Source organism: Alteromonas pelagimontana (assembly GCF_002499975.2).
Classification (GTDB): domain Bacteria; phylum Pseudomonadota; class Gammaproteobacteria; order Enterobacterales; family Alteromonadaceae; genus Alteromonas; species Alteromonas pelagimontana.
Genome location: NZ_CP052766.1, coordinates 426,305 through 453,257 on the forward strand (window position 1 = coordinate 426,305; position 26,953 = coordinate 453,257).

The following is a 26,953-nucleotide window of genomic DNA, read 5'->3' on the forward strand; positions in this document are numbered from 1 at the left end:
GGCCGTATTGATCAGGTTGCTTCACGGTCAACCCTTCGATATATGATGTGTAGCCGCCATTGCTCACGCCGCTTTGTCCTCTACCGGATAAACGTCTGGGCGCAGTTCGTGCATCTTGACTTCGCCTTTAGTCAGGTTTGATATGATTGGCGCATAGTGAGGTGAGCAAGGTTTGTCATTCTTGATCCAGTAGTTCACAAGTTGCTGGCTCAAAGAAGGTATTTTCCGGCTCAAAGATAAAGCGCAGGAATTCGATAACTCGACCTGCTCAGTCACAAGTTCAGCGAACCTCTTCTGGCTCCCGCCTGAAATTATCTCAATCGCCTTTTTTAGCGCGGTCATCTCATCCATTTCTACACAATTGCCGTAGTTGTTTTTACATACTTTAGTTGTTTTCTCGACAACAAGCAAGTTTGTTTGTTAAACTACAAGCGAATTTGTATATTTCACGGAAAAGAAACAATGAGATTATTTATCTTGTCTACAATCGGAAGCAGAATTACTGAAGCAAGGAATGCGAAAGGCTGGTCGCAGGATGATCTCGCCGCAGCGGTGGGAACGTCGCAGCAAAACATAGCCAGAATGGAAGCTAATGTTACAAGGACAAGTAAGTACTTTGACCCTATATGCGAAGCACTAGGCGTAAGTAGAGCTTGGCTTTTAAAAGGGGAAAGGAAAGTTGAGGAAGGTGAGCAGCTAACTGATCCGGAATTTTACGTTCATGCGGCCACAGAGGCGCTGGATCAGGCAATCAAGAGCTATAAGTCAATCAGAATTCAAAACGGCAAGGGTTATGAAAACGTCGATTTTGATTTACTTAGGAGAGCTTTTGAAATTTCGATTAAAGGAAAGCTTACCGGTGACTACGTAACTGCATCATTGTCAATCAACAACCTAAAGAAGGCATAAGATTGCCTTCTGCTAATGCCGAAGCAGATTAAACTTCGACAAAATCCGAGCCGGTTTCCGTGTTGGCATTATTTAATCGCGCAATTCTTTCCAAGTTAGCTCGGGTCGCTTTAAATTTTGGCTCCACTCTATCCGGCGCAACCTCAAGGTTCGCATCCTCTTTGGCAAGTAAGTTCTCTTCATTCGTTTTCATCTTTAGCCCTTTGAACAATTGCTTGCTATAAGTCATACCAGCCATCTAAATACATCATCGTGTCGCTTCTTAAGTTTTTTGCCACTACCCCTCTAAGTATACACAGTGAAGCAATATAACTTGAACTTTTTCACAATGAATGCATACTAAGTATTGCACAGTTTGTGTAGGCGCGTATAATTCGCGACCTCGTTTCAAACCAAGGAGGCATCCATGAATATTTTGAATTTCAAGGAAATGATGTCGGAGCGGGATAGTGAAGAGCGGCTTCTTAAGGCTATCGCAAGTGACATTGAGAACGGTGTAAATATCGAGCCCATACCTGATAGTATTTTTGATACTATATCTCTCATAGAGGCAAGGGCTCAGGCTGCGAGAGAAAAAAGAGAACTATTGGAAGGTTAGTTAATATGAAAGTTCACGGATGGACATTTTACTGGCACAAAGCCTTCCAAATCATTTATTCCAACTTACTGTCTGAAGTTGTAAAACTATCAGAAAAAGATCCAGACCACTTTGATCAACATCCCACCTTTAAGCTTTACGAGTCAGTGAATAATTGCATATTTCATCGTGTCGCTCCCGATCCAGCTCATAAGCAATTTAACCTGGGCGATACATTTCGCGAAAGGAACATGAAGCATTGGCGCCGAGTGAAAAAAGGCATGCCGTATCGATTTCGATTATTTTTCCAGTACAACTCTGGAGAGGGCGCGATATTATTAGCATGGCTAAATGATCACAGCACTCTTAGAAAGCATAACGCTAAAACTGATGTATATACAGTGTTTAAGAAGAAAGTAGCTAGCGGAGAGATCCCTAACTCTTTTAATGATCTTTTGAAGGAATGCACCGCCGCACAAATTCAGAAGAGTAGCTAGCTCCCAAAACTAACCGCCAGTAGGCGGTTTTTGTGTTTGTGGCGGAATGTCTCGGCAGCTTTATCCAGTTTTTCTCTCAACCACCCTGTCTCTCAGCAGCTCTTTTGCGGAACTCGTGGCCTGCATGTACAAAGCCATATAGCGCTCATGCTGTTCATCTGCAAGAGCTTGATCGGCCTGCAAGAACAGGTGAAGGTTTTCTTCCAGACGCTTTGTCTTGCCGATACCAAACGGTATGACATTATCAGGAATTTCTTTTTCTACCTCTACATTCTCTATTCTGCAGTGAGCGATGATCACCCAGCCAAATACAATAAATGCAGCAGTTAATGTCAGAACTTCAAAAATCGTTAACATCAATACCTACTCCTTCGCTGGTATGAGAACGCGGCCACTTCTAACCAACAGCACACGCACTGCCATCAATATTACAGCAATGGTGACCACAATGTTAGTGAGGATAATACTGTTACTATATACAGCTCCGAGAGCGTCTATGTCAAGCTCCCGATCGATAAGTCTTAGGACTTGTATCGCAGCCATACCCAAGTAACAAATGAGCAGGAAGTTACTCACCCTGTCTCGCAGCAACTTAAATTTCCGGATACATGCCAAGCTTGCGAGCACAAATACGACGTCTGTAACTGCGAAAGAAAGATACCAGAAATAATAAAGGAACTGCTTGAAATCAACCTCGTCATAAAGCGGAAGAAGAGTTCTCGCAATATATTGGTGAAGTAAATGCAGTACCACCGCAAAAAACAACGTCAAATTAAAAGCCGTCACCTTCCCCACTGATACTGTGTAAGAGATAAACGCCAGCGCCATCAGCGCCAGCGAATAATCTTCAATAAAGTATTTTATATCCAGTATTGATTGTTCTGAAAGTCCAAACATCTACATTCCGTTAATTTACTTTGGGGGCTCAACACCTCCGCCATTACCACCTTGAGTGCTAACACCGCACAACATGGGGAATAACTTACAAGCTAGGTCTGAGCCGTTATCTTCCTTGTCATCTGATGCGTAAGCCGCACCAGCTACACCTAGACAAGCCGCCAAAACAAAAGCCAATTTACTAGATTTTTTCATGCTTTATTAATCCTTGAATATGAGCTGTATAAAAAAACAGTATAACACCTGCATATTCTTTATCGGCAAAGAAAAATAATCTTTTAGTAAATTTTCACCATCAATTATACCAAACAATCTCTTGACAACAAGTTAATTTGTACCTAAATTACATACATTAGTTGTAATCAGTTGTATTTTTAGTTGTGGTACAGATTGTTAGTTAGTAGCGACAAATCTCACCCGAAATTACTACTTTGATTGCGCCATTGCAACAGCGAGTTGCGAACAAGGAGAAACGACATGCCTTTACCCTGCCCCATAAGCAACGAAATAGCCGAAGAAGCGGCACGTTTAGTTGAGCCTGTCGAGTACGGCTTCGAGATGCTGCGCGGCTATGTGCCGTTCCTAATCGGTCAGCTGCGCAACGGCGAGACGCTAACGTGGAGCGATGCTGAAACTAACGTTTCAATCAATTGGCATGACGACGTACGCGGCGATTTAGCGCAGTCAGACGAATACGACACTATCTGTCAGCTACTCGAAGATAAAGACGCTGACGAGGCTGTGAGTGCTTATGCGCGCATCACGATACGTCATGCAGCGAACATCATCATCGAGCAGTTGAACAAGTGGCACCGTTTGCCTGATGGGTTTGAACTTAATTTGGAGAGAGTGGCGTAATGGAAAAGTTAATAGCTTACAAGGGATTCAATAAAGACCTGACATGCAGAGGTTTTCAGTACGAAGTGGGCAAAACCTATAAGCACGAAGGTGAAGTTGTTCGCTGTGCTAAAGGAGGTTTCCATAGCTGTGAAAACCCTTTGGATATTTTCGGCTACTACGGCCCTGCTGAAAGCGTTTTTCACACTGTTGAAGTCGCGGGCCATATCGACAGGGATGGTGATGACACAAAAATTGCCAGCGCTGAAATAACAATTAAAGCGGAAATTTCCATTCCAGAAGTTGTGAAAAAAGGCGTTGAGTGGATCATTTCTAAAGCCACGCAGGGCGAAAAGCATTCTACCGAAGATAGGAGCCATGCAAGCAACACGGGCTACCGCTCTGCTGCAAGCAACACGGGCAACTGCTCTGCTGCAAGCAACACGGGCAACTACTCTGCTGCAAGCAACACGGGCGACTACTCTGCTGCAAGCAACACGGGCGACTACTCTGCTGCAAGCAACACGGGCGACTACTCTGCTGCAAGCAACACGGGCAACTACTCTGCTGCAAGCAACACGGGCAACTACTCTGCTGCAAGCAACACGGGCTACCGCTCTGCTGCAAGCAACACGGGCAACTGCTCTGCTGCAAGCAACACGGGCGACTACTCTGCTGCAAGCAACACGGGCTACCGCTCTGCTGCAAGCAACACGGGCGACTACTCTGCTGCAAGCAACACGGGCTACCGCTCTGCTGCAAGCAACACGGGCAACTACTCTGCTGCAAGCAACACGGGCGACTACTCTGCTGCAAGTGTTGAAGGCAAGCATTCTGTCGCTATGGCAAGCGGCTACCAATCAAAAGCAAAGGCAGCGGAAGGCAGCGCAATCGTTTTGGTGTATCGCAATGACGAAGGCGACTTGCTACATATCCGAGCGGCGATAGCGGGTAAAGAGGTTAAAGCTGATACTTGGTACAAGCTGGATTCTGATGGCGAGTTTATCGAGGTGGCAGCATGAAAGCCCGATTACTGAAAACTACGCTTCGCGGATTCCGTGGCGTGAGCTTTCCTGTTGAAGTTGATGCTTTATATGAATCGTTTGGTCACCTTTTTGTATCCGCACCTGAGTTAATCGCTGTAGGTGCTGACGAATCTTATCTCGACGGTTTTGAGGCCTGGCACTTTAGCGGAGGCGAATACGAAATCATCGAGCCTAGTGCTGATGAGAAGCTGCGTGAGCGGATTGGCAGAGAGTACCAGACAATTCCTGATGCGCTTATCGGCACTCGCGGCAATCAGTCTCAGTTAGCTGATTTACTCAACTGTAGCAGACATACAATCCTCAAGTTTATCGCGGATAAAGCAGGCGAAAATCACTGGATACGGTTAATCAACGGCACACCTCGGTTGTTTACTGCTACTGCGGGGAGAAAGGCAGCATGACCCCTACCCTCGGCACAGAATACAACGTGACTGGCTACTACGGCTCAGTGAAATGGACTGCTACTGCAAAGGCTTGTCCGTTCGAGCCAACAGCAGTGCAGAAGCTTGCGGGAATTACTGAAGCGTGCACGTGGAAAGTTAACGGCCACGTTATTGATGGGGTTGAAGAGATTCAGCCAGTAATGCAATTAACCGCGCATAGCGCATAGGAGAGGATGATGAGCGAAACAGTTTTATGTAGAGGTCGTGAGATTGCAGTTATCAGAGAAGAAGAAGACGGCTCATACAAGTTTGATCGCGAAGCTCTTGAAGATAAGAACGGCGGAATTTCTTTGAGTCAGCTGCGAGATGATGAATTCGTTGTGGCTCCAGGAGCTATCTACAGAAAGATTAAGTAAACCACGCCCCTTTCGGGGCGCAACACAACAATCGGCTGGGAACTTTGGACGGCAACCAGACGATCAACGAGGATGATAGACGATGGATACATTACAAATCAAGCGACTCGCAGAGAGTCAAGCAACAGCTTTGAAAGACACAATCGAAGCGTTACAGGCGCAAGGCCGCGATATCGGCGTACAGCATACAGGTAATAACTGTGTGTTCGTCACCGGTGTACTTGGCGGTTATGACTACAACGACGCTTTCTTTCTCGATACAACGGAAAGCATTGAACGCATGAGCAAGCTCAACAAAGAACTTCGCAGTTACATCGTCGTCCCTCTTGAGCATGGAAGCTCTTCTTCTTCGGAGGTGGCAAATGGGTAATTTAACCAAGACAACAGGGTTTGCTTTAGCGCCCCAGAACCTAGAGCAGGCTATGCAGCTCGCAACCATGATTTGCAATAGCCAGCTTGCTCCCAACAACTATAAAGGTAAGCCAGAAGACACGCTTGTTGCAATGATGATGGGGCACGAACTTGGTCTTAATCCACTTCAATCGATACAAAACATTGCTGTTATTAACGGTCGTCCATCAATTTACGGGGATGCTCTGTTAGCACTAGTTCAGAATTCTCCGGCTTTTGGCGGCATTCAGGAAAGTTTCGATGAAGACACCATGACTGCTACCTGCACCGTATGGCGAAAAGGAGGTGAAAAACACACCCAACACTATAGCAAGGATGATGCGGATACCGCTGGCTTATGGGGAAAGCAAGGCCCGTGGAAGCAGCATCCAAAACGCATGCTGGCAATGCGCGCCCGTGGGTTTGCTGTGCGTAATCAATTTGCTGACGCCCTTGCTGGTTTAGTTACCAGAGAAGAAGCGGAGGATATGGAGAAAGAAATCAACCCGACTCCAGCTCCGCAAGCACAGTCGAAGCGCATAGGCCAAAAACAATCCCGCACCCAATACAGCGAGTCGGACTTTAACGAGAACTTCCCTAAGTGGAAAGCTGCAGTTGAATCTGGAAAGAAAACATCTGAGCAAATCATTTCGATGGTAAGCACCAAAGGTGATCTTACCCAGGGCATGATTGAGGCGATTGAATCTATTGAAGCAGGAGAACCAGCATGAAGCATATCAATGTTATTCAGGGTTCAGCGGAATGGTTGGCTCTCAGAAAAGACTTTTTCACCGCATCTGAAGCGCCAATGATGATGGGCGCACACAAAAACATTAGCCGGAACCAACTTCTTGATGCAAAGAAGGGTTGGACAACAATCGTTGATGATTACCTGCAAAAATTATTCGATGCTGGGCATGCAGCGGAAGAGGCGGCGAGACCGATTGCAGAGAAAAAGCTTTTCGAAGAGCTTTATCCAGTTACAGGCTCGGCGGAAGTAGAAGGCTTACCTCTGCTGGCTAGTTTTGACGGTATCACGCTTCTGGAAGAAGTCTGTTTTGAACACAAGATCTTCAATAAGACGCTTGCTGAAAACGTCCTCAATGACGTTCTTGAGCCTCACTACTATTGGCAGTTAGAGCAGCAACTATTGGTTTCTGGCGCAGACAAAGTTTTCTTTGTGACAAGTGACGGTACAGAGAATAGATGGCAAGAAATGTACTATGAATCCGTTCCTGAGCGCCGCGAGCAGCTTATCAAAGGCTGGATGCAGTTTGCCGACGATCTGGAAAACCACGTGCCTGAAGCCAAATCCGAGAAAGTAGCGGCTGAGCCGGTGCGTGACCTACCTGCTATCCGGTATGAAATGAATGGTCTTGCCCTATCTTCTAATCTCGACGCATACAAAGCCGCGGCGAATGAGCTGGTTGAAATCTCTAAGCAGCCACTGGAATCCGATCAGGACTTTGCCAACGCCGAAGCTCGGCAGAAGGTTTTCACCAAGGCCGAAAAAGACATTTCAGATATTTGTGATCGGGTGCTCGGTGAAGTTGGCAGTATTGACGCTTTCGTAAAAGATTTACGCTTCATCAGTGAGCAGATTCGCCAAGCCCGTTTATCAGAAGGTAAGCAAGTAAAAGCCCGTAAAGAAGAAATCCGCAAAGAAATTTACTACGCCGCCATGAATGAAATCGGCGATGCGGAGCAAGAGGCAGGCCGGAAAGTAAACGCCATTCTCCCTCGTCTTTCTATTGATGTTGTTGGCGCCATGAAAGGCAAGCGCACCATTGATTCTCTCAAAGACGCAGCCGACGGTGAAGTGGCGAAAGCCAAGATTGAAATTGCTAACTACCGTGATGCCGCTATGCAAAACATGCTCGTTATCGCTGACAACCGCGAATTCGACTTCCTATTTAACGACTGGGCGCAGATTGCATTTAAAGCCGCTGATGATTTCAAAGCCCTGGTAACTGCTCGTATCGCAGAACACAAAGAACGTGAAGCGAAGCGTGAAGAAGAACAGCGCGCTCGCATTCGTGCCGAGGAAGAAGCTAAAGCTAGACGTGAAGCGGAAGCTAAAGCCGCCAAGGAAAAGGCCGAACTGGAAGCCCAGCAACGCGCAGAACAGCAACAACGCGAAGCCGAGGAAACCGCGCAGCGCCAGCAGCAATCAAGCTCAGTTAAGGAAGAAGCCAATGAGCCAGAAGCTCAAGAAACTCAAACGCAAACAGCGTCAACTCCGCAGCGTGTGGAGCTATCACAAGTTGGTTCAACAGGAACCACAACCCGCAAGCTAGGCATGATGGAAGTTAATGCCGTGGTCAGTTTTGTAGCCTGGGCCAAGCATGAAGACGCCGCCCTTGCTGACAAGCTTGATGCCCTCTATCAGCAGTATATCGAACAGCGTGAGGTGGCGTGATGAAGGAGATTAAGTTACGCCCCCGCGAAATTGATGTGTGGAACACGTCTCTTGATGGTGCGCCTTTCTCCGTAATTGCCGAGCGTCTTTTTATGACAAAGAGAACCGTTAAATGGCACATGGAGAGCATTTATCCGAAAGTTGGCGTCGCTAATCGCCTGGAGCTTGTCATTGTTCAGTATCGCGATTATGGCGGCCAATGGTTACCTGGCGGTAAAGACAGAATCAACGCCGCTATTACACCGCACTACCCTACAAAACTTAAAGCTGCTTAAGGAACTGAGATGAAAAACAGATTATCAGATTTAAACAACCATCTTTTTGCCCAGCTTGAGCGCTTAGGCGATGAGGATATTAAGGGTGAAGATCTTAAATCCGAGATTGATCGCGGCAAGGCTATGGCATCTGTTGCCAAGGAGATTGTCAGCAACACCAAACTTCGCTTCGATGCAGCAATGAAGTATGACGAAATGAGCCAAAATGCGAAGCGCCACATCGATGGCATTATGTTGGAAGATAAATCATGAGCCGATTTGTCTATTCCGTTGAGATGCTCGCATTCCTAGAAGTGGGCTTTAAGCTTTGGCGCCTGCCAAGGCTGACCGAGGAGTTCAACAAGTGGTTTGGCACAGAAAAGACGCAGAACCAAATCAAAGCTTGCCTGAATAATCACAAAATTACATCCGGACGCGATCCCGGACTGCAGCCTGGGGAGCGGGAGCTTAAGTATTCCGATGAGCAAATAACGTGGCTTAAGCGTTCGTTCAAGAAAATGTCGGTCAAAGAATTAACACCGCTATTCAATAGCAAATTTGACCTCTCTGAATCCGTTAACCAGGTAAAGGCATTTTTGAAGAACCACGGCATCACTTCTGGTAGAACCGGACACTTCAAGAAGGGCCAAGAAAGCTGGAACAAAGGCATGAAAGGCTTGCAGATTGGTGGTGAGGAAACTCGGTTTAAAAAGGGATCTACCCCGCCAAACCGGAAGCCAATAGGATCTGAGCGCATCTGCAAAAAGGACGGGTACATCTACATAAAAGTGGCAGAACGTAACCCTCACACTGGCCACCCTACCCGCTACCGCCTTAAGCAACGCTACTTATGGGAACAACATCATGGCCCCATCCCTAAAGGCATGACAGTGGCGTTCAGAGACAACGACAAGACCAACTGTGACATTGAAAATCTGATGCTCATCAGTCGCGCTCAGCTGGCAATGATTAACAGGTTTGGCTTAGCTAATTCGCCAGCAGAAATGAAGGACACGACTATCTTGTTCGCCGATTTAACTATGAAGCTGAAAGCTGCCTAAGGATTTCCAATGACACACATCGTTATCAAAACAAGTGAATTAAGCGCAGAAGATGCCGCTGATTTATCGCAGTTCCTTGAAGCTTATGAAATCCCTACTGTTGAGTCGCATGCAGAAGTGGAGCGTCTGATAGCAGAGGTTGAGCGTTTGAGGAGCGACTTAGAAGCTGAATATGAGAACGCGAAAGATGTTACTCACGATATGCGACGGTTAGAAATACGTGCCGAAGCCGCAGAGAAACGGGCTGATGAGTTAAAGGGGGAGCGAAATAATTTGCGCGAAGGGGTTAATCAGCTTTGCGTAATACATGGAATAGGAGAGAAGGCTAGAAATCTTGGAACACTATCAATTTGTGTATCAAATGCGCATCGATTTTCTGGATATCTTCACGCAGTTATCAACGCTCATTTTGTAAAAAAGAGTCCAATAGATGATGCAATGGAAAGCGCTGTTAGTGTTTGGGGCGCTAAGAGTAAAGAACATGTAGTTGAAGAGTTTGGGAGAGCACTCGCCGCCCGTGATTTGGAGACGCAGATTAAGGCGCTTGAGTCGCTACTTGAAATACCACTCTCATCATGCGGCCCTGTAAAAGTTGAAATAGTTTCTCACAGTTCGATAAAAGAGCGCATCCAACAACTACGCCAGCAACAGAAGGGGGTTCAGTGATGGAGCTTTTTAAAAACGTTGTGGACGATAAACAGAGTGCGTGGATTGAAGTTAGTGGGCCTAATGACACCCACTTAATGATTTGCAATAACGGTTATCAGTCCAGAGGTACAATAATAGGAAGTGTCGAAGTGGCTAAAGCTGCTAGGGATTCGCTTGATTCCTGGATTCAACAGCAACAGAAGGAGGGGTGATTGTGATTGTAGAAATCTTTACAAAAGAACAGATTGAGGATGTTGTTTCAATGCGAGGTGGCGGATGGAAGGCTCGCTCAAACTACAGGAAAAAATTAAAGTCCGATTCAAATGAATTAGTTCTCCTTATTATTTCTGAAATAAATAGTGAAATAAGGTCATGCAAGGCGTCCGGACTGAAAGAGCAAGATTTGCGAACACTCTACGGCTTCAAGTCAAGAATGGAAAGGAAGTTAATATATGTTTGAATTTACCAGACCGCCTGTTGTTCAAGCTCAAATTGATAAACTGCCAGAAGAATGGCCCGAACATTTATTGCGATATATAGAAAGGCTTGAGGAGGATAAACGACTACTCGACTATCTCGCATCTACTGAGCAAAGCAACGCCCACGTAATGCTCCCTACTAAATGTGTTGAGGCCAATCCCGAAAGCATGAGGAATGCAATTTTGTGCGCAATGAGTTTAAGTTGCGTTAGAGGCGACCAGATGAAGGACTCCCACAATGACTAACCCAACATACACCCGCGAAGAATACGAACGCGACATAGCTATTCGGGATGGTGCGCCTGATGGAACCATAGGAGTAAATAACTGGGCTTACAAGACCCGCTCAGGAACCCTGTACCTATTACCGGAAGGATGCTCTGATTGCTCGCTAGAATATTACCGCTCCCTCTCAGACATCAACCTCTTAATCGCCCAGTACGAGCGTGAGCAGAAGATCAAAGCGTTTGTTCGCGAAGCTGCAAGTATTTCATTCGAGGGTGGCTCAATGGACGGCGAGAATATTTATGACTGCTTGCTAGATATAGGAGCTTTAGTAGTGGAGCCATACGATCCAGAAAAACACGGCGAATGCCAATACGGTAGCGAACCCGGTGATGATTATTATGTTTTTGCAGATTGGATGAAGGACAAGACGCAACCACCACAGGAGCGCACTGATGAACAATGAATTTAACCCAACTCCATGCAGTGATTACGGTGGTTTGCTGAAGCAATTCAACTCAATGAGGAGGATGATTAAATCTCTTGAGTCTACGAAGTCAGCTATGAGTAGAAAAATTACTGAGCTGACAGGTCTTCTCTTAATGGTTAATCAGGACGAAATAAACTCACTTCGACAAACAAATGAAAGACTGACTAACAGAGTGTTAGAGCTTGAAAACCGCCCCGCTGAGGAGAGAATTAAAGAAAGAGCAGTAAAGGACTTTTTATCAAACGTCACTGAAACCGGACAATTCTCGTGGTCAGATAATCAATGGCTTGATGACTATGCAGAAGAATACGCCGACAGCCTGGAGGGTAAATCGTGAGAGAGATTAAATTTAGAGCTTGGCGCCCTGAAAAGGGTATGACTCTGACGCCAATACTGAAACGCAGCGATTACACTGGGAAAGTGTATTGTGAGGGGTTCGATAAATCAGGGAAGCTGATTCATCTTGATATGATGCAATACACCGGCCTCAATGATACCAACGGTAAAGAAATCTACGAAGGCGATATTATCGAAATTGATAAAAATCTCCCTCAGTTCAACGCTGTTGTAGCATGGAATAGCGAGTCGGCTTCGTTTAGTTGCTACCAAGCTAACGACCCGGACAAAGAGTTTTACTGCGACCACATATACGGCATCGATGCTTCGAAAGTGATCGGGAATATTTATGAGAATGCTGAGTTGTTGGGAGATAAGAGCTGATGAAAAGTTTGTGGTACACATTAAAGCCGGAGTTCCTTAGCGTTGAGGAATATCGCAGCCACCTGACAGCAGGGGGCATGGCAAAGATATTCTTTATTTCTGGCACTGCTCCAGTGAACTTCATCAATAGACGTAAAATTGAAGGCCGTCCTGTTCGCGCAAATATTAACAGCAATGGACACAGGTTATTTAAAGTGTCAGACGTCATTGCCGCGGCTAAGGCTTCAGCTAAAAAAATTACCCCTCCTATAGCTGGATTTGAAGAAAGGGAGAACGCTGAAAATCGCATTGCTGATTTGCGTGCTATAGAACAGCAGCTGGAAACCAGTATCGATGAGCTGAAAAGCAAATTGAGTAGCCTAGAGCTAGCCCAGGCTGCGGACTGCAAATTAGGCTTCGCGCTGCTTTCGCAAGAAGCTTTAGCTAAATCTGCCAGCAGAAGTATTCCTAAAAGCGGGGTTTACTTTTTACTTCAAGATGATGAGGTGGTGTATGTTGGCCAGGGTACAAGCGTTCTTACGCGTATCGGCAACCATATAGCCGATCCCGAAAAGGAATTTAACGGATACTGCTTCATTGAGTGCGAACCAGAAAGCATGAATTTACTAGAGAGTGTATATATTCATCTTTTCGCGCCCAAGCATAACGGCAGAATTGGAAGAAACATGGATAGAATACGCGCTCCTCTATCTATGAGTGCTATAAACGAAGCATTCGGCATCACTGTCGATAAGGTGGCGTGATGAAAGCATTATCCCCGACTGAATATGCCGAAGAAGTATGGGGCGGCTCAGTGACAGATAAAACAATTCGGAACTGGATTAACAAAGGGATCCCGCTCAAGGGTGTGGATAGAGTGGAAACTACCCCTACAGGCAGGTATGTTTTATTTATGAAGGAAGAGGTTAAATCAAACATTGACGCCCTCTTTGAGCAAATGAAAAGGAAGGTAGCGTAATGGCGCCACGACGAAGGCAACATGGCAACTCCGATTTACCTATTGGATTATCTCTAGTGAAGCATAGGGGTAAGTTGAAGTGGAGATACCGTACGCCAGAAGGTAAAGACGTTTGGTTCCCAGATAGCACAGCGAGGCATGAGGCATGTGAGGTTGCGAGGCGGTTCAATGCGGAGCTGCGCAACCCCCATAAAATGACCTTAACTCACAACGATAAATACAATCGCCCTTTGTCTGATTGGCTACCTAAAATCATAAAGCGGGTGAAGACTGATGAAAAGCTAAGCCCTCAGGTGATGAAAACGTTCCTCAGTAATTGCGAAAAGCTAAAGCAGTCACATGGCGATGTGTTATCGAAATCAATCACACTAGAGACAGTTAATGATTTTGTTCAAGAACATGCTGGCGATAAAAGTGTTGAAGTACAGAACAGAAAGATCATCTTCTTGAACAAGATTTTTGATTATATGGTCGACATGTCGGCAATGGATGAAAACGTAGCGCGCAAGAAGAAATTGCGCCCTGTAGCGGCGAAGAAGCGTAAGCGATTAAAGCTTGCTGATTTTCAAGCCATCCATGCTGCGGCGCCACACTATCTCAAAACAGCAATGGAGTTGGCTATTCAAACGACTCATGCCGTGCTGGAAGTTAGCCGCCTGAAATACAGCCACTGCCGGTTTTTGCCAACACCTGAGGTTATTGAAGGGATGATGGTTTTCGGCTACGTGAGGATCCACCGACAAAAGGTGCAGAAGAAAGAATCGTCGAGAGTGGAGATCCCTATCACTCAGGCGCTGAAATCCATCATTGAGCAAAGTCGAGCAGACAAGGTGTTAAGCCCTTACGTTGTTCACCGGATCAGCAGTAGCCGTGTTGTACCGAAAGAATGCGATCATCCTACTCAGATCACCAGTGAGTACATAAGCAAAGCATTCAGTGCATTGCGGGACGAATTAAAGCTATTCGAAAAGATGAATAAAGCCGAACGACCAACTTTCCACGAGATCCGCGCATTGTCGATCCATTTATTTACCCAGGCAGGTTATGACCCACAGGCAAGGGCAGCTCATGCGGATGCAAAATCAACCAAAGTTTACCAAGAAAACCATGTCGAGTGGGTGCGAGTGCCCGCTGGCGAATTGCAGATTGGATGAAAATTATGACAAGTAAAACAGTTCTTAGGGCAATGGAGTCGGAATTAAAAAAGCTAGTTAAGAAAGCCGAGACCGCAAAAAGAAAGTGCGATGAAACAATGAGTGCCGCATCTGAAATCATCGAAGTTAGAAAAAAAGCACATGAAATACTCTCTGGAGATCTTTCGGCTGATGAAAAGCTTAAACTTATCGAGCCTTTAGCTAAAAGGGAAAAGAGGGCATTTACGAACAGCAAAAGAAACCTTGTAAAGCTGATGGACGCTCAGCACGAAGCAGAAATTGAGCGTGATGAATTGATGCGAGAAATCTCCAGTTATAAATACCGAATGAACCTATCTGCAGCTTAATTTTGGATGCTGTATTAGGTTACAGAAAGGGTACAGAAAGGTTACACTTGGAATGAGCTTTGAGTGATCGGGCTGCAGCCCTTTAAAGATGGTGCGTCTAACAAGAGTCGAACTTGTGACCTCTACCATGTCAAGGTAGCGCTCTAACCAACTGAGCTATAGACGCATAAATGATGATGCCGACAAACACCGTTTGGTGAAGTCGGCGCGTATAATAGCCATGCAAAGGGGAAGGTGCAAGCAGATTTTTCTATTGTTGATGTTAACCGCTCGCGAAATAAGCAAGTCGGATCAAAACTTTGCTTAAGCTAACGGTATTACTGACAGGTAAACGGCAACGGCTTAATTTTATCCATCACTGTGCCATCGGCGGTAATTTTCATAAAGTATTCGCCAAGACGATCAGATTCTTGCAGCACCTGTTCCCAATAGCGAATGCGCGCCTTTTCGTTAAGCTTGTCAAAATCCTTTCTGTCGGGAATTTTACTGTAGGGCAATGAAGCCACAAATTCCGCCGACGGTACCAGCATTACAACATTATCGTAACTGGAAGCGTGTGGCAGTCGCTTCTTCAACCCTTTATCAAACCATCCGGGAACGGCATGGGGATAAAAATGCGGATATAACACCAAGCCCGGCTCCGGACCAAACTTCAAATCAAAGTGGTAATCGATAATTCCACCATCCCGATAAACGCCGGGCGGCGCTGCGACAATCTTTTCGACGCCATCTATAACAACCGGGATAGCGCCTGATGCCAATAACGCATCTTTGACATTGTTATATCCCAGCTCCAGCAGTTCAGTCTTAAGATGATACGGATCATCAATACTTAAGCGACTATCAGGCGCAGAAAACACGCTGCGGGAATAGTAACGCTGCAAATGCTTTCGATGAAGCGCGTTAGCTGCACCGCTCATTGCCAGGCCTGACAATTGCGACATTCGCCCTGCACTTTCCATAATTCCGTGGCAGCGAGCCGCAAAAATATGCGCTTTAAAACGTTCGTTTGTCAGCAAATCCATAATACCGTCTTCACCCAGAAGATGGTTAACCAGATGCTTGGCGCTATCAGTAATTTCTTTAGAAGTAGGTTTACGCGAATATACGGTGTGGGCGTACACATCAGCCAGGCGATTTATCGCACGTAAAGGATCTTGCTGCACCATACATGCCGCGCGAAATGCACCAGCAGATGAACCAATAATCTGGATTTGCCCGCCGCGGCGCTGAAAATATTCTGGAAACAACACCCTATCCAGCCCTGCCAGCACAAACCACTTTGGTCCACCCGAAGCTCCTAAAAAATAGTTAAACAGTAATGGATAAAAACCATGTTGCCGCAATGTAGCCAGCGCGCCTGGCCCGGCATAAATATCAAGTGGCGCCGCCAATGCCTGTTTTCCTTAACGATTGCTGAATATTTCCGTAATTTAACAGGTCACTCTTCACTTGAAAACGCCTATGGTTTTTTTCATTCTCTTCTGGCGATCATCAAAAGATGATCCTTCATATTCGAAAGGTTGATCAATTTCTTTTTATTGACTAAAAGCTCTCTTCCCAGCCTCACAATCCAGAGATTTTCTTCCTATCTATGAACCTGATGTCAAGCGATAAGTTAGCAGATACACCCGCTTTTTTTACGGTATTTCTATAGCAAGGTGTAGACACGGGCTGTGGAAAATGCTTGTGAATAGATAAATGTTATCCACTGAACAATGTTTAACCAACAAAGATAAACCATATAATTCAGTAAGTTATGATTCAGCCCCAAACTACTCAACAAACTTATCCACAGATAAAGTGGATAACACGTGGTACTTGTTTATTTATAATGATTTAATAGGTGCCTCACCCTTTTATCATGAATTCGGAATGCCTCTACAGACTCTCGCCGTTTTACCGCAGCAATTTTCTATCCACAGTGTAGAAATAGAAAAAGGGATCCCCACAATGGTTTTGGAAAGTGAGATTTATTTTATTGGAAGGACGAAGGAAGAACTGTCTATTGTCGTTCCTTCAGATATTGCAATTGAGTCGCTGGAATCTGACACCCACTGGCGCGCACTTGAGCTTATTGGTCCGCTTGAACTCTCTATGGTAGGTATTATGGCGCGAATAGGCGCAATTCTCGCGAAAGCTAAGGTAAGTATTTTTGTTGTATCCACTTTTGAAACCGATTTTTTTCTGATAAAAAACAACAAACTTAAAGACGCTATTGTTGCTCTTGAAAAGGCAGATTATTCTGTAGTACAGGAATAAATATCACTTACCATGCATTATTTTGATTCGCTAATTGCTGAAAACGCGCCTGCATCTTACGTTCATCATATTCCGATTCTTTCCCCTGTAAGCGGAACCCGCATTGCTTCACACGCTATTCCTAATGAATTAATTCGAGCTGGCATGTGGGGCAAAGGGATGGCGGTTTCACTGTCAGGCAATCAGGTTTTTGCTCCCTTTGATGGCGTAGTTGAAGCTATTCCGGCAATGGGATATGAGGTACAACTGGTGTCTCCTGCCGGGTTAAGGTTATGGATAAAAATCGGTGTGGGCACAGAAAGATTGTTGGGCGAGAGATGTGAGCGCCTGGTAAAAGTACGCAATGCTGTCACGCAAGGTACGCCACTGATGTCTTTTGACAAACGCTGGCTGAAACTCCAGCAGGTTGAACCTATTGGTGTAGTAACAATCAGGAACCTGGGTAAAATTAAGGCTTTGGTACCCTCGCATGGCCGGCAGTGCCGAGCCATGGAAGATAATCTTTTCACTGTCTATCTGTAAGTAACCTGAATTTTGATTAAGAAATCAGCTTAATATTTTAATTGTGGAATGAGTAATCCAGAGTAATTTCCGCTTTTAACAACTTGGAAATTGGGCAATTTTCTTTTGCATCTTTGGCGATAGACGAGAACTCATCTTCATCAATTCCCGAAACTTTAGCTTCCAGCGTCAGCGCTGACTGCGTCACAGTAAAACCGTCTCCGTCTTTTTCTAACGTTACAGCGGCGTCTACTTTTAATTCGCCAGTATCATAGCCAGCATCAGCCAAAGCGAAAGATAACGCCATGGCGTAACAACTGGCATGAGCGCCAGCAATCAGCTCTTCCGGATTGGTACCCGATTTATCTTCGAATCGGGTATTAAAGCCGTAAGGTTGTTCAGACATTGCTCCGCTTGCAAGGCTAACATGTCCTTGCCCGCCTTTTCCCAGAGGCTGGTAATGGGCTGATGCTGTTTTTACAATTGACATAGCTTCTCCTTAGATAGATTAATCGGAACGATTTTGGCTCGGAAATTCTACCGAGCCACATTTTCTTCACGAGTGTTGCACAACGCGTGCCCAACCGTTATTTATACCAATCCGCACTAACGCGTGCTCACTCAGCGCGAGAATTTTCAACTTTTGACAAACCAATTTCTGTAGGTTTGGTGGCGCTAGATCAAACGCAATGGGCGCAGCTTAGAAGCTGAAAAAGCCACGCCTGAAGGGAGATAGAAGAGTCGAGAATGATTCTGTCGGCAAAGGTGACGGCACGGCTTTGCGTCGGAGCAGCAACTATTATGGCTGGCGCTTTTCTCAGGGGATAATGAAGTCGATACGCTCTTCAACATGTAAGAGTTTCAACTCGGCTGTACCTTTTGCATCCATTGCAAGGTCGGGATAGACTGGCGTTACCCTTTCCTATAGTTACATGCACTATGACAACAACACTTTTTGGTATTAGCAACTGCGATACCATCAAAAAAGCGCGCAAATGGTTAAATGAAAAAGACATACATTACGTTTTTCACGATTACCGTAAAGAAGGTATCGATAAGAACTGGCTGGAAGAAACAGAAAAGCGGCTGGGTTGGGAGCAAATGCTTAATAAGCGAGGCACGACTTTTAGACAGCTTGACGACGCGCAAAAAGCCAATCTCGACAAAGACAGTGCGCTGGAGCTGATGCTTAAGCAGCCCGCTATGATTAAGCGCCCCATTCTCATTGACAACGGCAACTATGCGTTGGGCTTTAAACCTCAGGATTATACGGAGTTTTTTGCAAAATGAGTGACGTGATCGCGCTGGCAAAAAACCTGATCAACCGGCAATCAGTCACTCCTGAAGATGCAGGATGCCAGGAACTGATAAAAGAGTATCTAGACGCTGCCGGATTTAACAACGAAACCTTGATGTTTGAAGATACCACCAACTTGTGGTCGCGCAGGGGCATTGATGGTCCGGTATTTTGTTTTGCCGGGCACACTGACGTTGTTCCCAGTGGCCCTGAGGAAGCGTGGCAAACCCCGCCATTCGTTGCTACTGAAAAAGAAGGTTACCTTTTCGGCAGAGGTGCGGCAGATATGAAAGGCAGTCTTGCTGCCATGCTGATCGCCACCCGTAAATTTGTGAATCACCATCCTGATCACAGAGGCAGCATTGCTTTTCTCATCACCAGTGACGAAGAAGGCCCTTTTATCAACGGAACCACTCGGGTCATTGATACGTTAGAAGCCCGCAACGAAAAAATCACCTGGTGTGTGGTGGGCGAACCCTCCAGCACCAGCCGCGTTGGAGATATTGTTAAAAATGGCCGACGTGGCTCGCTTACCGGTGATTTAGTGATTAAAGGTGTACAGGGGCATGTAGCCTATCCTCACCTGGCTAAAAATCCGATACATGATGCTACTCCTGCGTTAGCCGAGTTAGCAAACACTCACTGGGATGATGGTAATTCTTTTTTTCCTCCTACCAGCTTTCAGATTTCCAATATGCATGCAGGAACTGGTGCGGGAAACGTCATTCCGGGTGAATGTCATGTCTGTTTTAACTTTCGCTTTTCCACACAAGTCACTGATAAAGAATTGATTAAGCGCGTTACCACTATTCTTGATCAACATAATTTAAATTATGAAATCAAATGGACATTTAACGGTCAGCCTTTTTTAACAGATTCGGGAAAGCTACTCGAAGCAACGCAATTTGCCATTGCTGATGTCACCGGCGTCCCTACACAGCTATCGACGGCTGGCGGCACGTCGGATGGCCGGTTCATTGCTCCTACTGGAGCCGAAGTGATTGAAATTGGCCCCGTCAATGCCACTATTCATAAAGTCGATGAGTGCGTGAAAATGGAAGATCTCAATATCTTGAGCGAAATTTACTATTCCATGCTGGTGAGGTTACTAGCGTGATCCCCTCAACCGTATGGTTAGGCGTTGAGAATCCATTTCTTGCTGATGCAGGCAACGGGCATCGGTTACATCAGGATGTCCTTCCTGCGTATATGGCGCTGAAGGACGCGGCGCAAGAAGCCGGAATTGATTGCCAGCTGGTTAGCAGCTATCGCGACTTTGAGCGTCAACGGCTTATCTGGAATCGTAAATGGCAAGGTGAGATGCCACTTTACAACGCAACCGGACAGTTGTTGGACTTCACTACGCTAAACGATAATGAAAAAATTGATGCCATTCTTACCTGGTCTGCATTGCCCGGCACAAGTCGGCATCATTGGGGAACCGACATTGATGTATACGACAAATGCGCCGTAGAAAAGGCTTCTCAAAAATTTGAACTGATTGACAGCGAATATCGCCAAGGAGGACCCTGTTTTGCCTTAGCAAAATGGCTGGACATTAATGCTGCGAAGTACGGGTTCCACCGCCCGTTTTTAAAATACAATGGCGGCGTCGCTTGCGAATTATGGCATTTAAGCCACACTGAACAAGCTCACCCGTTTGAAGCTGCACGTTCGATAGATTCGTTAGTTGCGACCATTGATGGGGCCGACATATTGGGTAAAGATGCCGTTCTGAGTCGAATTGATGAACTGTTTCACCGTTACATTTTAAATAGAGGAAGTGTATGAGTACTTTGTGGATAGTGTTAATTGTGCTGCTGGTACTTGGCGTAGTAGTGGGAAACGTGATGCTGCTAAAATCCAGCGCCAGATTTAAACTTCCCAAAGACTATGTTCCTCCAAGCAAAGAAGAAAAGGCAGAAATTGAAAAAAAGGAAAAAGATAAACCATCCTCATTCTTCTGATCATTGCTAAGGAACAGCAATGATTATTCGCTTCGCTGCTTTTTCTTTTTGTTGATAAAGTCGTAAAGGGGCATCGCCTCCCCACCTAGTACAATAGTAAAGGATATAGGTTAGTTCAATACTAAGCGTTATCCACCACCTTTACTGCTGTACCACTAATACTCACCATAAGCATGCTGCCCTTTTCACCAATAACTTCATAGTCGATATCAATGCCAACGACAGCGTTAGCGCCCATATTTCGCGCTTCTTGTTCAAGCTCAGCGAACGCGAGTTTGCGTGCTTTGGTAAGTTCATCTTCGTAGGCTCCAGAACGGCCGCCAACAATATCCCGAATAGACGCAAACATGTCTTTAAACAAATTGGCGCCCATAACCGCTTCGCCGATAACGATACCGTAGTACTGTTCGATACGCTTACCTTCCAGCGTGGGAGTGGTTGAAATAATCATCGCTTATCCTCCATGTTAAGAAAGGTTTTGAGCTGCTGACATCTAAGCTGCGCAGACTGGCTATCATAGGGTATTGCAGGTTGCCTGCCCCATATCGGCTGCGGCCAGGCTATATCGTCGCGATACCGTGCAATATGATGTACGTGCAACTGCTTCACAATATTGCCCAGAGCAGCCACATTCAGTTTATCAGGTGCGTACAACGATTTTAGCGCCAGACACACCTGGCGGGATTCCGCTAACAGTTGCAGTTGATCCGCTTCTGTCAGATCAATTGTATCCTGAACCCCGGCGCGTTTCGGCACCAGAATAATCCACGGGAACTGGCGGTCATTCATTAACAACACGCGGCTAAGGGGCAGCTCGCCAACCACGTAGGTGTCTGCTGCCAAGCGGCTGTCGAGTTCAAACATCTGACGTCTCCAACCTTGCAGGCACTACGGTAAGTAGTGCTCGCTGACCAATGGCTACGTTGGCATTAGGAAAAACAATAGCTTCGCCATCTTGTTCAGCAGAATATGTTGCTCCCGATTCTGTAGCTAATACCGCGCCTTTGCTAAAGGCTGTGAAATTTGGTAAATCATCAGCAAAATGTAGTACAAAATCGTCTTGCTGACGATTAATAACCTGATTCACCCTAAAAATTTCCAGCTCTTCAAGTTTAACTGTAGGCGCATAATCTTCTTCTGTCAGCAACGCCGTCAGGGCGAACTGCGCGTCCGCGAAGCGCGACATATCATTGTGACCGAATGGCCGAACTTTTCCTAACTCTACAGTAAACGCGTGGGCGCCATGATGAAATGACGAATAGTAGCTAAATGTAGTAGTGGGGCTTTCCGAAAGCAAAATAGTTTTTACGCCACATGCGGCAAGAAAAGCCAGTTGCGAGCGACTATGAGGTTTGCTATGCAAAAAAGGATAGACAGCAAATTTTTCATTTTTGGATTCACGAATGGCCGTGTGCAAGTCATAGTGATGACGACTGTCACCTGCCGGGGCCTCCGCGAAAAATGCCGTTACCGCATCTTCAAGTATTTTTGCTCTGCGTCTTTCTTCGTTACACAGCCCGGCACCCTGAGAATGCGCACCACTAAACAGCCGATTCATATTTTCGCTGATAAAACGTTCAGCTACATCCATGGCAGGTAAGTTGCCGAACAGAAAAAGTACGCGATGCGCGCTTCTCAACGATTCGGTGAGTAATTCCTTTACTATTGAATCGCAAATTTCAATAGGCGCGGTTTCATTGCCATGAATGCCGCAGGAAATGACGATATGCTTGTTTACCTTCAAACGTTTAGCTGGTTCGAAACAGATGATACCAGGTGCAAAAACAGATACAGTAGTGCCGTTCGAAAGAAGATAGCTTTTTGGTGTGGCTACGGATTGAGGTTCGAAACGAGAAAGTGCTAGAAACTCTCCCTCATCTAAGAGTCGACGTTCCATCGGCATGCTGTCACCAATTATGTTGAAATAAAGTAAAGGCCACAGTTTACCGATTTCCTCGATCAAAAGCCAAGCAGGTGTTGCGCGGTTTCGATCGCGGGTTCTACACAATCACTCTGCGCAATGGCGAACTTCCCACAATAATATCGGCACTTGCCAAAGTAATAAATTCGTTTATTGGCACTGCTCGAGAGAAAAGATACCCCTGCCCCATCGTGATGCCTATCTCGCGCAATATATGCAGCTGTTCCAGTGTCTCAACGCCCTCAGCAATAACATCACAACTTTTCGCCTTACCAATAATTTTTGCTGCTTCAATAATGGCTCGATTAACCGGATTATTAGAAAGCTCCATGACAAAGGTTTTGTCTATCTTAAGAGCGTTAAGATTAAGCTCACGAATATAAGCTAAATTGGAGTAACCTTTGCCAAAATCATCTACGGCAATCGCCACTTTTTGCTCTCGAAGCTGAGATAATTGTCTTTTAACCATTAAAGAATTAGAAAGCGCCACATCTTCAGTAAGCTCTAACTCAAATCGTGAAAGCTGAATACCGTGCCGTTTACTTAAGTTAAGTAATGTGGGTATCAGTTTGCTGTCATAGAGTTGCGTAGGAGAAATATTAATAGAAAGAGAAATTCGCAGACCAGCACTATCAAGCGTCGCCATACTTACGAATGCCTGCTCAAACGTCCAGTACGCTAGCTCATTCATCATATTGTAGGATTCAGCGGCTTCAATTAGCGGGCCGGGAAATAACACCCCGTCAAGTGGATGATTCCATCTTAATAAACACTCGGCACCGATAATCTCCAAAGTTTGTAGATTTACTTGTGGCTGAAAATACAACTCCAGCTCATTCTGTAAAAGCGCGCGTTTTAAATCTGCTTTGAGTGCAAGACTTCGGCCGGTATCTGCTTTTTCTTCATGGGTTAACAGGTAAAAATTTTCATATTTGTTTTCTTTCGCCTGCTTCAGCGCTGTTTCTGCCCGCGAAACAAAAAGCGTAAGATCAAAATCATGTTTGCCGGTAGATACCACACCCACATTGAAGTCGGCAATAAATGCATGATTATCGTATTGCATGGGAACTTTAAAATGCTCAACCAGCTTTTCAAAACGGCAAAGCATCTGCGTTCGGCCTGTTCTTTTTGGAAAAATAATACCAAATACATCACCGCTTATTCGGCCAAAGCTGATGTCTTCGTTAAATAGCAAGATAATTCGATTGGCGATCTCCAGCAGGAACTGGTCTCCTACGGTAATGCCCAGACTGGTTGTTACATCTGAAAAACGTACCACGTCCACCAACATAAGAGAAAACTGATCATGTTGTTGCGCGCACTTGTCAATTGTATCGATAAACGCATAGCGATTCGGGATTGTCGCCAAAGATTGGTGCAATCGGCTCATTCGGACGCTTCCTCGCCTATAAACAAGCTAAGTTATTGTTATTATAAAATTCTTAGCGCTATAAGAGCACGGCGGAGAGGCCGACGCAACCGGAAATTCGTATCACCTCAAATACCTGGTTATTATACCTACTGCATAGATATGTGATCAGCTTAAAGAACGCACTTTTTTCGTTTCAACGTGCATCATTGAAGGCACGTTGAACTGAAAAACGCTTTAGCGCGGAGATGGGAAGCGCTACTTTCTCCCGTCGGCTAGCTTTACGGCTGTGTGAAGACTTGCCCATGCGGATCGGCATCAACCTCATCTTTGAAGCCAGACCTGCGAGAATGGAAAAATAAAGCAGTGTTAGTCCTGACCACTTGCTTGACGCAAAAAAGCCTGACATCGTCAGGCTTTTTAAGAAGCGTGTTAACTGCTTTACTTATCTACAGTACAAGGCTGCAGTTTCCAAATCCGTTCGACATAATCTTGAATTGAACGATCTGAAGTAAATTTACCCATTTTGGCAGTGTTAATAATAGCCATGCGTGCCCAGCGGTCCTTATCCCGATATGCTTTGTCTACCTTTTCCTGCGCATCGGCGTAGGCGCGGAAATCTGCCAGTACAAAATAAGGGTCGCCATAATCTAACAAACTTTGCTTGATTGACACTAACGCACCGGGTTTACCTGGCGTGAAATAATCGGTTTCCAGCCAATCCAGCACAGCTTTAATTTCTGGATCACGATAGTAATAATCGTGGGGGTTGTACCCTTTTTCCTGCAGTTCGTGCACTTCATCAACGTTTAAGCCAAAGATAAAGATATTGTCTTCACCGACTTCTTCAGCTATTTCAATATTAGCGCCATCTAATGTGCCTATTGTCAGAGCGCCGTTAAGAGCAAGTTTCATATTGCCTGTACCCGAAGCTTCTTTTCCTGCGGTACTAATCTGTTCTGATACATCAGAAGCCGGGATCATTTTTTCTGCCAGGGAAACACGATAGTTAGGTAAAAACGCAACCTTCAGCTTGTTTTTTACCCGTGGGTCCTGATTAATTTTATCTGCCACTTTGTTGATGGCAAAGATAATATCTTTAGCAAGTTTGTATCCTGGTGCGGCTTTTGCGCCAAAAATAAATACGCGTGGATGCATATCATAATCCGGATTTTCCAAAATCCGGCGATAAAGCGCCATAATATGGAGTAAATTTAGGTGCTGACGCTTATACTCATGCATCCGCTTAATTTGCACATCAAAAATAGCGTTTACATCGACATCAATATTTAAGGTATTTTTTATTTCATCTGCCAACAGCTGCTTATTCTGCTGCTTAACCTGCATGAACTGTTTCTGGAATGTTTTATTATCGGCGTACTCCAGCAGGCCTTCCAACTTTTTCAGGTCTAGTGGCCAGTTTTCCCCAATCTTCTTATCAATTAATCTGGACAGCGGCGGATTACACGCTTTTAACCAACGTCTGGGCGTAATGCCATTGGTCACATTGGTAAGTTTATCAGGCCACAATTCGTTGAACTCGGGGAACAGGTTTTGTTTTACCAAACGGGAATGGATTTCAGCTACACCGTTTACTTTAAAGGAACCGATCACAGAAAGGTGGCCCATGCGCACCATCTTTTCGCTGCCCTCTTCAATAATAGAAAGCTTAGTCTTTTTACTGGTATCACCTGGCCATTTTTTATCTACTTCAGCCATAAAGCGGTGGTTGATTTCATAGATAATCTCCAGATGCCGTGGCAGAATTTTTTCCAACATTCGAGCGGGCCATTTTTCCAGGGCTTCCGGTAGCAGCGTGTGGTTTGTATAAGCAAATACTTTTGTACAAATTCCCCAGGCTTTATCCCAATCCAGTGCTGCACGATCCACTAAAATTCGCATGAGCTCAGGAATGGAAATAGCCGGATGGGTATCATTTAACTGAATAACTACCTGATCGGTAAAGCGGCTCCAATCGTCGCCATGGGCGCGTTTATACCGGCGAATAATATCTTTTAGTGAGCAAGAGCAAAAGAAATATTGCTGAATGAGTCGCAGCTCTTTACCCGCTTCAGTTTCATCATTGGGATACAGCACTTTTGATATGGTTTCAGCTTGAACATTTTCCCGTTGCGCATCGACGTAACCGCCCGCATTAAATACGTCCCAGTTAAAATATCCTGACGACTCGCTTTTCCATAAACGAAGAACGTTTACGGTTTTACCGCCGTAGCCAACAACAGGAATATCCCACGGCACACCTTTTACAATAGAACCCGGATGCCATTCTTTCTGAATTCGTCCGTTGTCTCCGTATTTTGTTTCCACGTACCCGAACAACGATACTTCCTGGATCGATTCTGGGCGGCAGATTTCCCACGGATTACCGAAGTCACGCCAGCTATCTGGTCGCTCAATTTGCGCGCCGCTTTTAATTTCCTGTCGAAACAGTCCATGCTCATAATGGATTCCGTAACCTATTGCTGGTAATTCCATGGTGGCTAAAGAATCAATAAAGCACGCTGCCAGGCGACCCAAGCCGCCATTACCTAATGCCATATCTGGCTCTTCTTCCATGATATCGGCAAGCTCAACGCCTAATTCTTTTAATGCTTCCGCAGCTGCATCGTATAAACCGAAGTTTTGCAGGTTATTTGACAATAAACGGCCCATTAGGAACTCTGCGGAGAAATAATGTACTGCACGGGTGTCATTGAGGTAATGGGTTTTTTGGGTCTTTCTTAACCCTTCCAATACACGTTCCTGCATGGCTGCACATGTGGCTTTCCACCAAGCATGGTTATTCGCCTTATTTTCATCGGTTCCCAATGTACAGTGTAAATGGCGAATAATGGACGATTTAAAATCTGATTTATAACTCTGACCGTCTGACTGAGCTTTGGCTTTAATCACTTTTGCGTTCATAGCG

41 protein-coding genes and 1 tRNA gene are annotated in these 26,953 nt (G+C 45.4%); 30 read left to right on the forward strand and 12 right to left on the reverse strand.

Going from position 1 to position 26,953, the window contains the following annotated elements; genetic code table 11:
* Nucleotides 1-63 precede the first annotated feature (63 nt).
* Nucleotides 64-351, reverse strand: a complete 288-nt coding sequence (locus CA267_RS01900) for a YdaS family helix-turn-helix protein (protein ID WP_075609041.1) — start codon at nucleotides 349-351, stop codon at nucleotides 64-66.
* A gap of 111 nt (nucleotides 352-462) precedes the next feature.
* On the opposite strand from CA267_RS01900, the gene CA267_RS01905 reads away from it, so the two are divergent.
* Nucleotides 463-909 carry a helix-turn-helix domain-containing protein gene (locus CA267_RS01905; protein ID WP_075609040.1) on the forward strand — a complete coding sequence of 149 codons (447 nt, stop codon included), beginning with the start codon at nucleotides 463-465 and terminating at the stop codon, nucleotides 907-909.
* Between the two features lie 28 nt (nucleotides 910-937).
* On the opposite strand, the gene CA267_RS01910 is transcribed toward CA267_RS01905, so the two are convergent.
* Entirely contained in the window at nucleotides 938-1,147 is a 210-nt protein-coding gene (locus CA267_RS01910; protein WP_097349216.1) for a hypothetical protein, read from the reverse strand.
* Nucleotides 1,148-1,315: 168 nt separating this feature from the next.
* On the opposite strand from CA267_RS01910, the gene CA267_RS01915 reads away from it, so the two are divergent.
* Both CA267_RS01915 and CA267_RS01920 read left to right on the forward strand, forming a co-directional pair.
* Entirely contained in the window at nucleotides 1,316-1,507 is a 192-nt protein-coding gene (locus CA267_RS01915; RefSeq protein WP_075609039.1) for a hypothetical protein, read from the forward strand.
* Nucleotides 1,508-1,512: 5 nt separating this feature from the next.
* Entirely contained in the window at nucleotides 1,513-1,983 is a 471-nt protein-coding gene (locus tag CA267_RS01920) for a type II toxin-antitoxin system YhaV family toxin (RefSeq protein WP_075609038.1), read from the forward strand.
* A gap of 60 nt (nucleotides 1,984-2,043) precedes the next feature.
* Here the strand turns inward: CA267_RS01920 and CA267_RS01925 are convergent, their stop codons facing one another.
* Together CA267_RS01925 and CA267_RS01930 are read right to left on the reverse strand one after the other, a co-directional pair.
* Nucleotides 2,044-2,340: a hypothetical protein gene (locus CA267_RS01925; protein ID WP_075609037.1), complete on the reverse strand. Its 297-nt coding sequence runs from the start codon at nucleotides 2,338-2,340 to the stop codon at nucleotides 2,044-2,046.
* Between the two features lie 6 nt (nucleotides 2,341-2,346).
* A complete protein-coding gene (locus tag CA267_RS01930; RefSeq protein WP_075609036.1) occupies nucleotides 2,347-2,880 on the reverse strand; it encodes a hypothetical protein in 534 nt (177 codons plus the stop codon).
* Between the two features lie 477 nt (nucleotides 2,881-3,357).
* Here CA267_RS01930 and CA267_RS01935 point away from each other — a divergent pair, with 477 nt between their 5' ends.
* The 21 genes from CA267_RS01935 to CA267_RS02035 all read left to right on the forward strand — a co-directional run bounded on the left by CA267_RS01935 (nucleotide 3,358) and on the right by CA267_RS02035 (nucleotide 14,707).
* A complete protein-coding gene (locus CA267_RS01935; protein WP_075609034.1) occupies nucleotides 3,358-3,738 on the forward strand; it encodes a hypothetical protein in 381 nt (126 codons plus the stop codon).
* Entirely contained in the window at nucleotides 3,738-4,739 is a 1,002-nt protein-coding gene (locus tag CA267_RS01940) for a DUF7666 domain-containing protein (protein WP_170669004.1), read from the forward strand. Before CA267_RS01935 ends, CA267_RS01940 begins: the two co-directional genes overlap by 1 nt.
* Entirely contained in the window at nucleotides 4,736-5,164 is a 429-nt protein-coding gene (locus CA267_RS01945; protein WP_083638393.1) for a hypothetical protein, read from the forward strand. The genes CA267_RS01940 and CA267_RS01945 overlap by 4 nt, the downstream gene beginning before the upstream one ends.
* Entirely contained in the window at nucleotides 5,161-5,373 is a 213-nt protein-coding gene (locus CA267_RS01950) for a hypothetical protein (protein WP_075609033.1), read from the forward strand. Before CA267_RS01945 ends, CA267_RS01950 begins: the two co-directional genes overlap by 4 nt.
* A 6-nt stretch (nucleotides 5,374-5,379) precedes the next feature.
* Nucleotides 5,380-5,562 carry a hypothetical protein gene (locus tag CA267_RS01955; RefSeq protein WP_139316231.1) on the forward strand — a complete coding sequence of 61 codons (183 nt, stop codon included), beginning with the start codon at nucleotides 5,380-5,382 and terminating at the stop codon, nucleotides 5,560-5,562.
* Between the two features lie 82 nt (nucleotides 5,563-5,644).
* Nucleotides 5,645-5,932: a hypothetical protein gene (locus tag CA267_RS01960; protein ID WP_075609031.1), complete on the forward strand. Its 288-nt coding sequence runs from the start codon at nucleotides 5,645-5,647 to the stop codon at nucleotides 5,930-5,932.
* Nucleotides 5,925-6,683 carry a recombinase RecT gene (locus CA267_RS01965; protein WP_075609030.1) on the forward strand — a complete coding sequence of 253 codons (759 nt, stop codon included), beginning with the start codon at nucleotides 5,925-5,927 and terminating at the stop codon, nucleotides 6,681-6,683. Before CA267_RS01960 ends, CA267_RS01965 begins: the two co-directional genes overlap by 8 nt.
* Complete coding sequence (locus tag CA267_RS01970; protein ID WP_075609029.1) at nucleotides 6,680-8,371, forward strand: YqaJ viral recombinase family protein; 1,692 nt, start codon at nucleotides 6,680-6,682, stop codon at nucleotides 8,369-8,371. Before CA267_RS01965 ends, CA267_RS01970 begins: the two co-directional genes overlap by 4 nt.
* Nucleotides 8,371-8,646, forward strand: a complete 276-nt coding sequence (locus tag CA267_RS01975) for a helix-turn-helix transcriptional regulator (protein WP_075609028.1) — start codon at nucleotides 8,371-8,373, stop codon at nucleotides 8,644-8,646. The genes CA267_RS01970 and CA267_RS01975 overlap by 1 nt, the downstream gene beginning before the upstream one ends.
* Before the next feature lie 9 nt (nucleotides 8,647-8,655).
* On the forward strand, nucleotides 8,656-8,898 hold the full coding sequence (locus CA267_RS01980) for a hypothetical protein (RefSeq protein ID WP_075609027.1): 243 nt from the start codon (nucleotides 8,656-8,658) through the stop codon (nucleotides 8,896-8,898).
* Nucleotides 8,895-9,686: an HNH endonuclease signature motif containing protein gene (locus CA267_RS01985; RefSeq protein ID WP_217358050.1), complete on the forward strand. Its 792-nt coding sequence runs from the start codon at nucleotides 8,895-8,897 to the stop codon at nucleotides 9,684-9,686. Before CA267_RS01980 ends, CA267_RS01985 begins: the two co-directional genes overlap by 4 nt.
* A 9-nt stretch (nucleotides 9,687-9,695) precedes the next feature.
* Nucleotides 9,696-10,352 (forward strand): hypothetical protein, encoded by a 657-nt coding sequence (locus CA267_RS01990; protein WP_075609026.1) that lies wholly within the window; start codon nucleotides 9,696-9,698, stop codon nucleotides 10,350-10,352.
* Between the two features lie 196 nt (nucleotides 10,353-10,548).
* Nucleotides 10,549-10,794 carry a hypothetical protein gene (locus CA267_RS01995; RefSeq protein WP_075609024.1) on the forward strand — a complete coding sequence of 82 codons (246 nt, stop codon included), beginning with the start codon at nucleotides 10,549-10,551 and terminating at the stop codon, nucleotides 10,792-10,794.
* Nucleotides 10,787-11,059: a hypothetical protein gene (locus CA267_RS02000; RefSeq protein WP_075609023.1), complete on the forward strand. Its 273-nt coding sequence runs from the start codon at nucleotides 10,787-10,789 to the stop codon at nucleotides 11,057-11,059. The genes CA267_RS01995 and CA267_RS02000 overlap by 8 nt, the downstream gene beginning before the upstream one ends.
* Nucleotides 11,052-11,504: a hypothetical protein gene (locus CA267_RS02005; protein ID WP_075609022.1), complete on the forward strand. Its 453-nt coding sequence runs from the start codon at nucleotides 11,052-11,054 to the stop codon at nucleotides 11,502-11,504. Before CA267_RS02000 ends, CA267_RS02005 begins: the two co-directional genes overlap by 8 nt.
* Nucleotides 11,494-11,865: a hypothetical protein gene (locus CA267_RS02010; protein ID WP_075609021.1), complete on the forward strand. Its 372-nt coding sequence runs from the start codon at nucleotides 11,494-11,496 to the stop codon at nucleotides 11,863-11,865. The genes CA267_RS02005 and CA267_RS02010 overlap by 11 nt, the downstream gene beginning before the upstream one ends.
* Nucleotides 11,862-12,248: a YopX family protein gene (locus CA267_RS02015; protein WP_075609020.1), complete on the forward strand. Its 387-nt coding sequence runs from the start codon at nucleotides 11,862-11,864 to the stop codon at nucleotides 12,246-12,248. The genes CA267_RS02010 and CA267_RS02015 overlap by 4 nt, the downstream gene beginning before the upstream one ends.
* Complete coding sequence (locus tag CA267_RS02020) at nucleotides 12,248-12,991, forward strand: GIY-YIG nuclease family protein (protein WP_139316230.1); 744 nt, start codon at nucleotides 12,248-12,250, stop codon at nucleotides 12,989-12,991. The genes CA267_RS02015 and CA267_RS02020 overlap by 1 nt, the downstream gene beginning before the upstream one ends.
* Nucleotides 12,991-13,206 carry a hypothetical protein gene (locus CA267_RS02025; RefSeq protein ID WP_075609018.1) on the forward strand — a complete coding sequence of 72 codons (216 nt, stop codon included), beginning with the start codon at nucleotides 12,991-12,993 and terminating at the stop codon, nucleotides 13,204-13,206. Before CA267_RS02020 ends, CA267_RS02025 begins: the two co-directional genes overlap by 1 nt.
* 194 nt (nucleotides 13,207-13,400) lie before the next feature.
* Nucleotides 13,401-14,360, forward strand: coding sequence for a site-specific integrase (locus CA267_RS02030; protein WP_232367587.1), 960 nt, complete (start codon nucleotides 13,401-13,403; stop codon nucleotides 14,358-14,360).
* Nucleotides 14,361-14,365: 5 nt separating this feature from the next.
* Nucleotides 14,366-14,707 carry a hypothetical protein gene (locus tag CA267_RS02035; RefSeq protein WP_139316229.1) on the forward strand — a complete coding sequence of 114 codons (342 nt, stop codon included), beginning with the start codon at nucleotides 14,366-14,368 and terminating at the stop codon, nucleotides 14,705-14,707.
* 89 nt (nucleotides 14,708-14,796) lie between these two features.
* Here the strand turns inward: CA267_RS02035 and CA267_RS02040 are convergent.
* Nucleotides 14,797-14,873: transfer RNA gene (locus tag CA267_RS02040), tRNA-Val, on the reverse strand.
* Nucleotides 14,874-15,024: 151 nt separating this feature from the next.
* Nucleotides 15,025-16,101, reverse strand: coding sequence for a hypothetical protein (locus CA267_RS02045; RefSeq protein WP_075609015.1), 1,077 nt, complete (start codon nucleotides 16,099-16,101; stop codon nucleotides 15,025-15,027).
* 481 nt (nucleotides 16,102-16,582) lie between these two features.
* Between CA267_RS02045 and CA267_RS02050 the strand changes: the two genes are divergently transcribed.
* On the forward strand, nucleotides 16,583-16,969 hold the full coding sequence (locus CA267_RS02050) for an ACT domain-containing protein (protein ID WP_075610034.1): 387 nt from the start codon (nucleotides 16,583-16,585) through the stop codon (nucleotides 16,967-16,969).
* Nucleotides 16,970-16,981: 12 nt separating this feature from the next.
* The gene (locus CA267_RS02055) at nucleotides 16,982-17,491 is read left to right on the forward strand and encodes a PTS sugar transporter subunit IIA (RefSeq protein WP_075609014.1); all 510 of its coding nucleotides are present in this window, start codon (nucleotides 16,982-16,984) and stop codon (nucleotides 17,489-17,491) included.
* 37 nt (nucleotides 17,492-17,528) lie between these two features.
* On the opposite strand, the gene CA267_RS02060 is transcribed toward CA267_RS02055, so the two are convergent.
* Nucleotides 17,529-17,960, reverse strand: coding sequence for an OsmC family protein (locus tag CA267_RS02060; protein ID WP_075609013.1), 432 nt, complete (start codon nucleotides 17,958-17,960; stop codon nucleotides 17,529-17,531).
* A gap of 449 nt (nucleotides 17,961-18,409) precedes the next feature.
* On the opposite strand from CA267_RS02060, the gene CA267_RS02065 reads away from it, so the two are divergent.
* The 4 genes from CA267_RS02065 to CA267_RS02080 are packed head-to-tail and all read left to right on the forward strand — an operon-like array spanning nucleotide 18,410 to nucleotide 20,734.
* Entirely contained in the window at nucleotides 18,410-18,760 is a 351-nt protein-coding gene (locus CA267_RS02065; protein WP_075609012.1) for an ArsC family reductase, read from the forward strand.
* A complete protein-coding gene (gene dapE, locus CA267_RS02070) occupies nucleotides 18,757-19,884 on the forward strand; it encodes a succinyl-diaminopimelate desuccinylase (RefSeq protein ID WP_075609011.1) in 1,128 nt (375 codons plus the stop codon). Before CA267_RS02065 ends, dapE begins: the two co-directional genes overlap by 4 nt.
* On the forward strand, nucleotides 19,881-20,558 hold the full coding sequence (locus CA267_RS02075) for a M15 family metallopeptidase (protein WP_075609010.1): 678 nt from the start codon (nucleotides 19,881-19,883) through the stop codon (nucleotides 20,556-20,558). The genes dapE and CA267_RS02075 overlap by 4 nt, the downstream gene beginning before the upstream one ends.
* Nucleotides 20,555-20,734 carry a DUF2897 family protein gene (locus CA267_RS02080; protein ID WP_075609009.1) on the forward strand — a complete coding sequence of 60 codons (180 nt, stop codon included), beginning with the start codon at nucleotides 20,555-20,557 and terminating at the stop codon, nucleotides 20,732-20,734. Before CA267_RS02075 ends, CA267_RS02080 begins: the two co-directional genes overlap by 4 nt.
* A gap of 121 nt (nucleotides 20,735-20,855) precedes the next feature.
* On the opposite strand, the gene CA267_RS02085 is transcribed toward CA267_RS02080, so the two are convergent.
* The 5 genes from CA267_RS02085 to CA267_RS02105 form a co-directional block, all read right to left on the reverse strand.
* Nucleotides 20,856-21,185, reverse strand: a complete 330-nt coding sequence (locus CA267_RS02085) for a heavy metal-binding domain-containing protein (RefSeq protein ID WP_075609008.1) — start codon at nucleotides 21,183-21,185, stop codon at nucleotides 20,856-20,858.
* Entirely contained in the window at nucleotides 21,182-21,598 is a 417-nt protein-coding gene (locus CA267_RS02090; RefSeq protein WP_075609007.1) for an HIT domain-containing protein, read from the reverse strand. The genes CA267_RS02085 and CA267_RS02090 overlap by 4 nt, the downstream gene beginning before the upstream one ends.
* Nucleotides 21,591-22,631 (reverse strand): succinylglutamate desuccinylase, encoded by a 1,041-nt coding sequence (astE, locus tag CA267_RS02095; protein WP_232367588.1) that lies wholly within the window; start codon nucleotides 22,629-22,631, stop codon nucleotides 21,591-21,593. Before astE ends, CA267_RS02090 begins: the two co-directional genes overlap by 8 nt.
* A gap of 103 nt (nucleotides 22,632-22,734) precedes the next feature.
* The gene (locus tag CA267_RS02100) at nucleotides 22,735-24,045 is read right to left on the reverse strand and encodes a putative bifunctional diguanylate cyclase/phosphodiesterase (protein ID WP_075609006.1); all 1,311 of its coding nucleotides are present in this window, start codon (nucleotides 24,043-24,045) and stop codon (nucleotides 22,735-22,737) included.
* A gap of 420 nt (nucleotides 24,046-24,465) precedes the next feature.
* Complete coding sequence (locus tag CA267_RS02105) at nucleotides 24,466-26,949, reverse strand: glycogen/starch/alpha-glucan phosphorylase (RefSeq protein WP_075609005.1); 2,484 nt, start codon at nucleotides 26,947-26,949, stop codon at nucleotides 24,466-24,468.
* Between the last annotated feature and the right edge of the window lie 4 nt (nucleotides 26,950-26,953).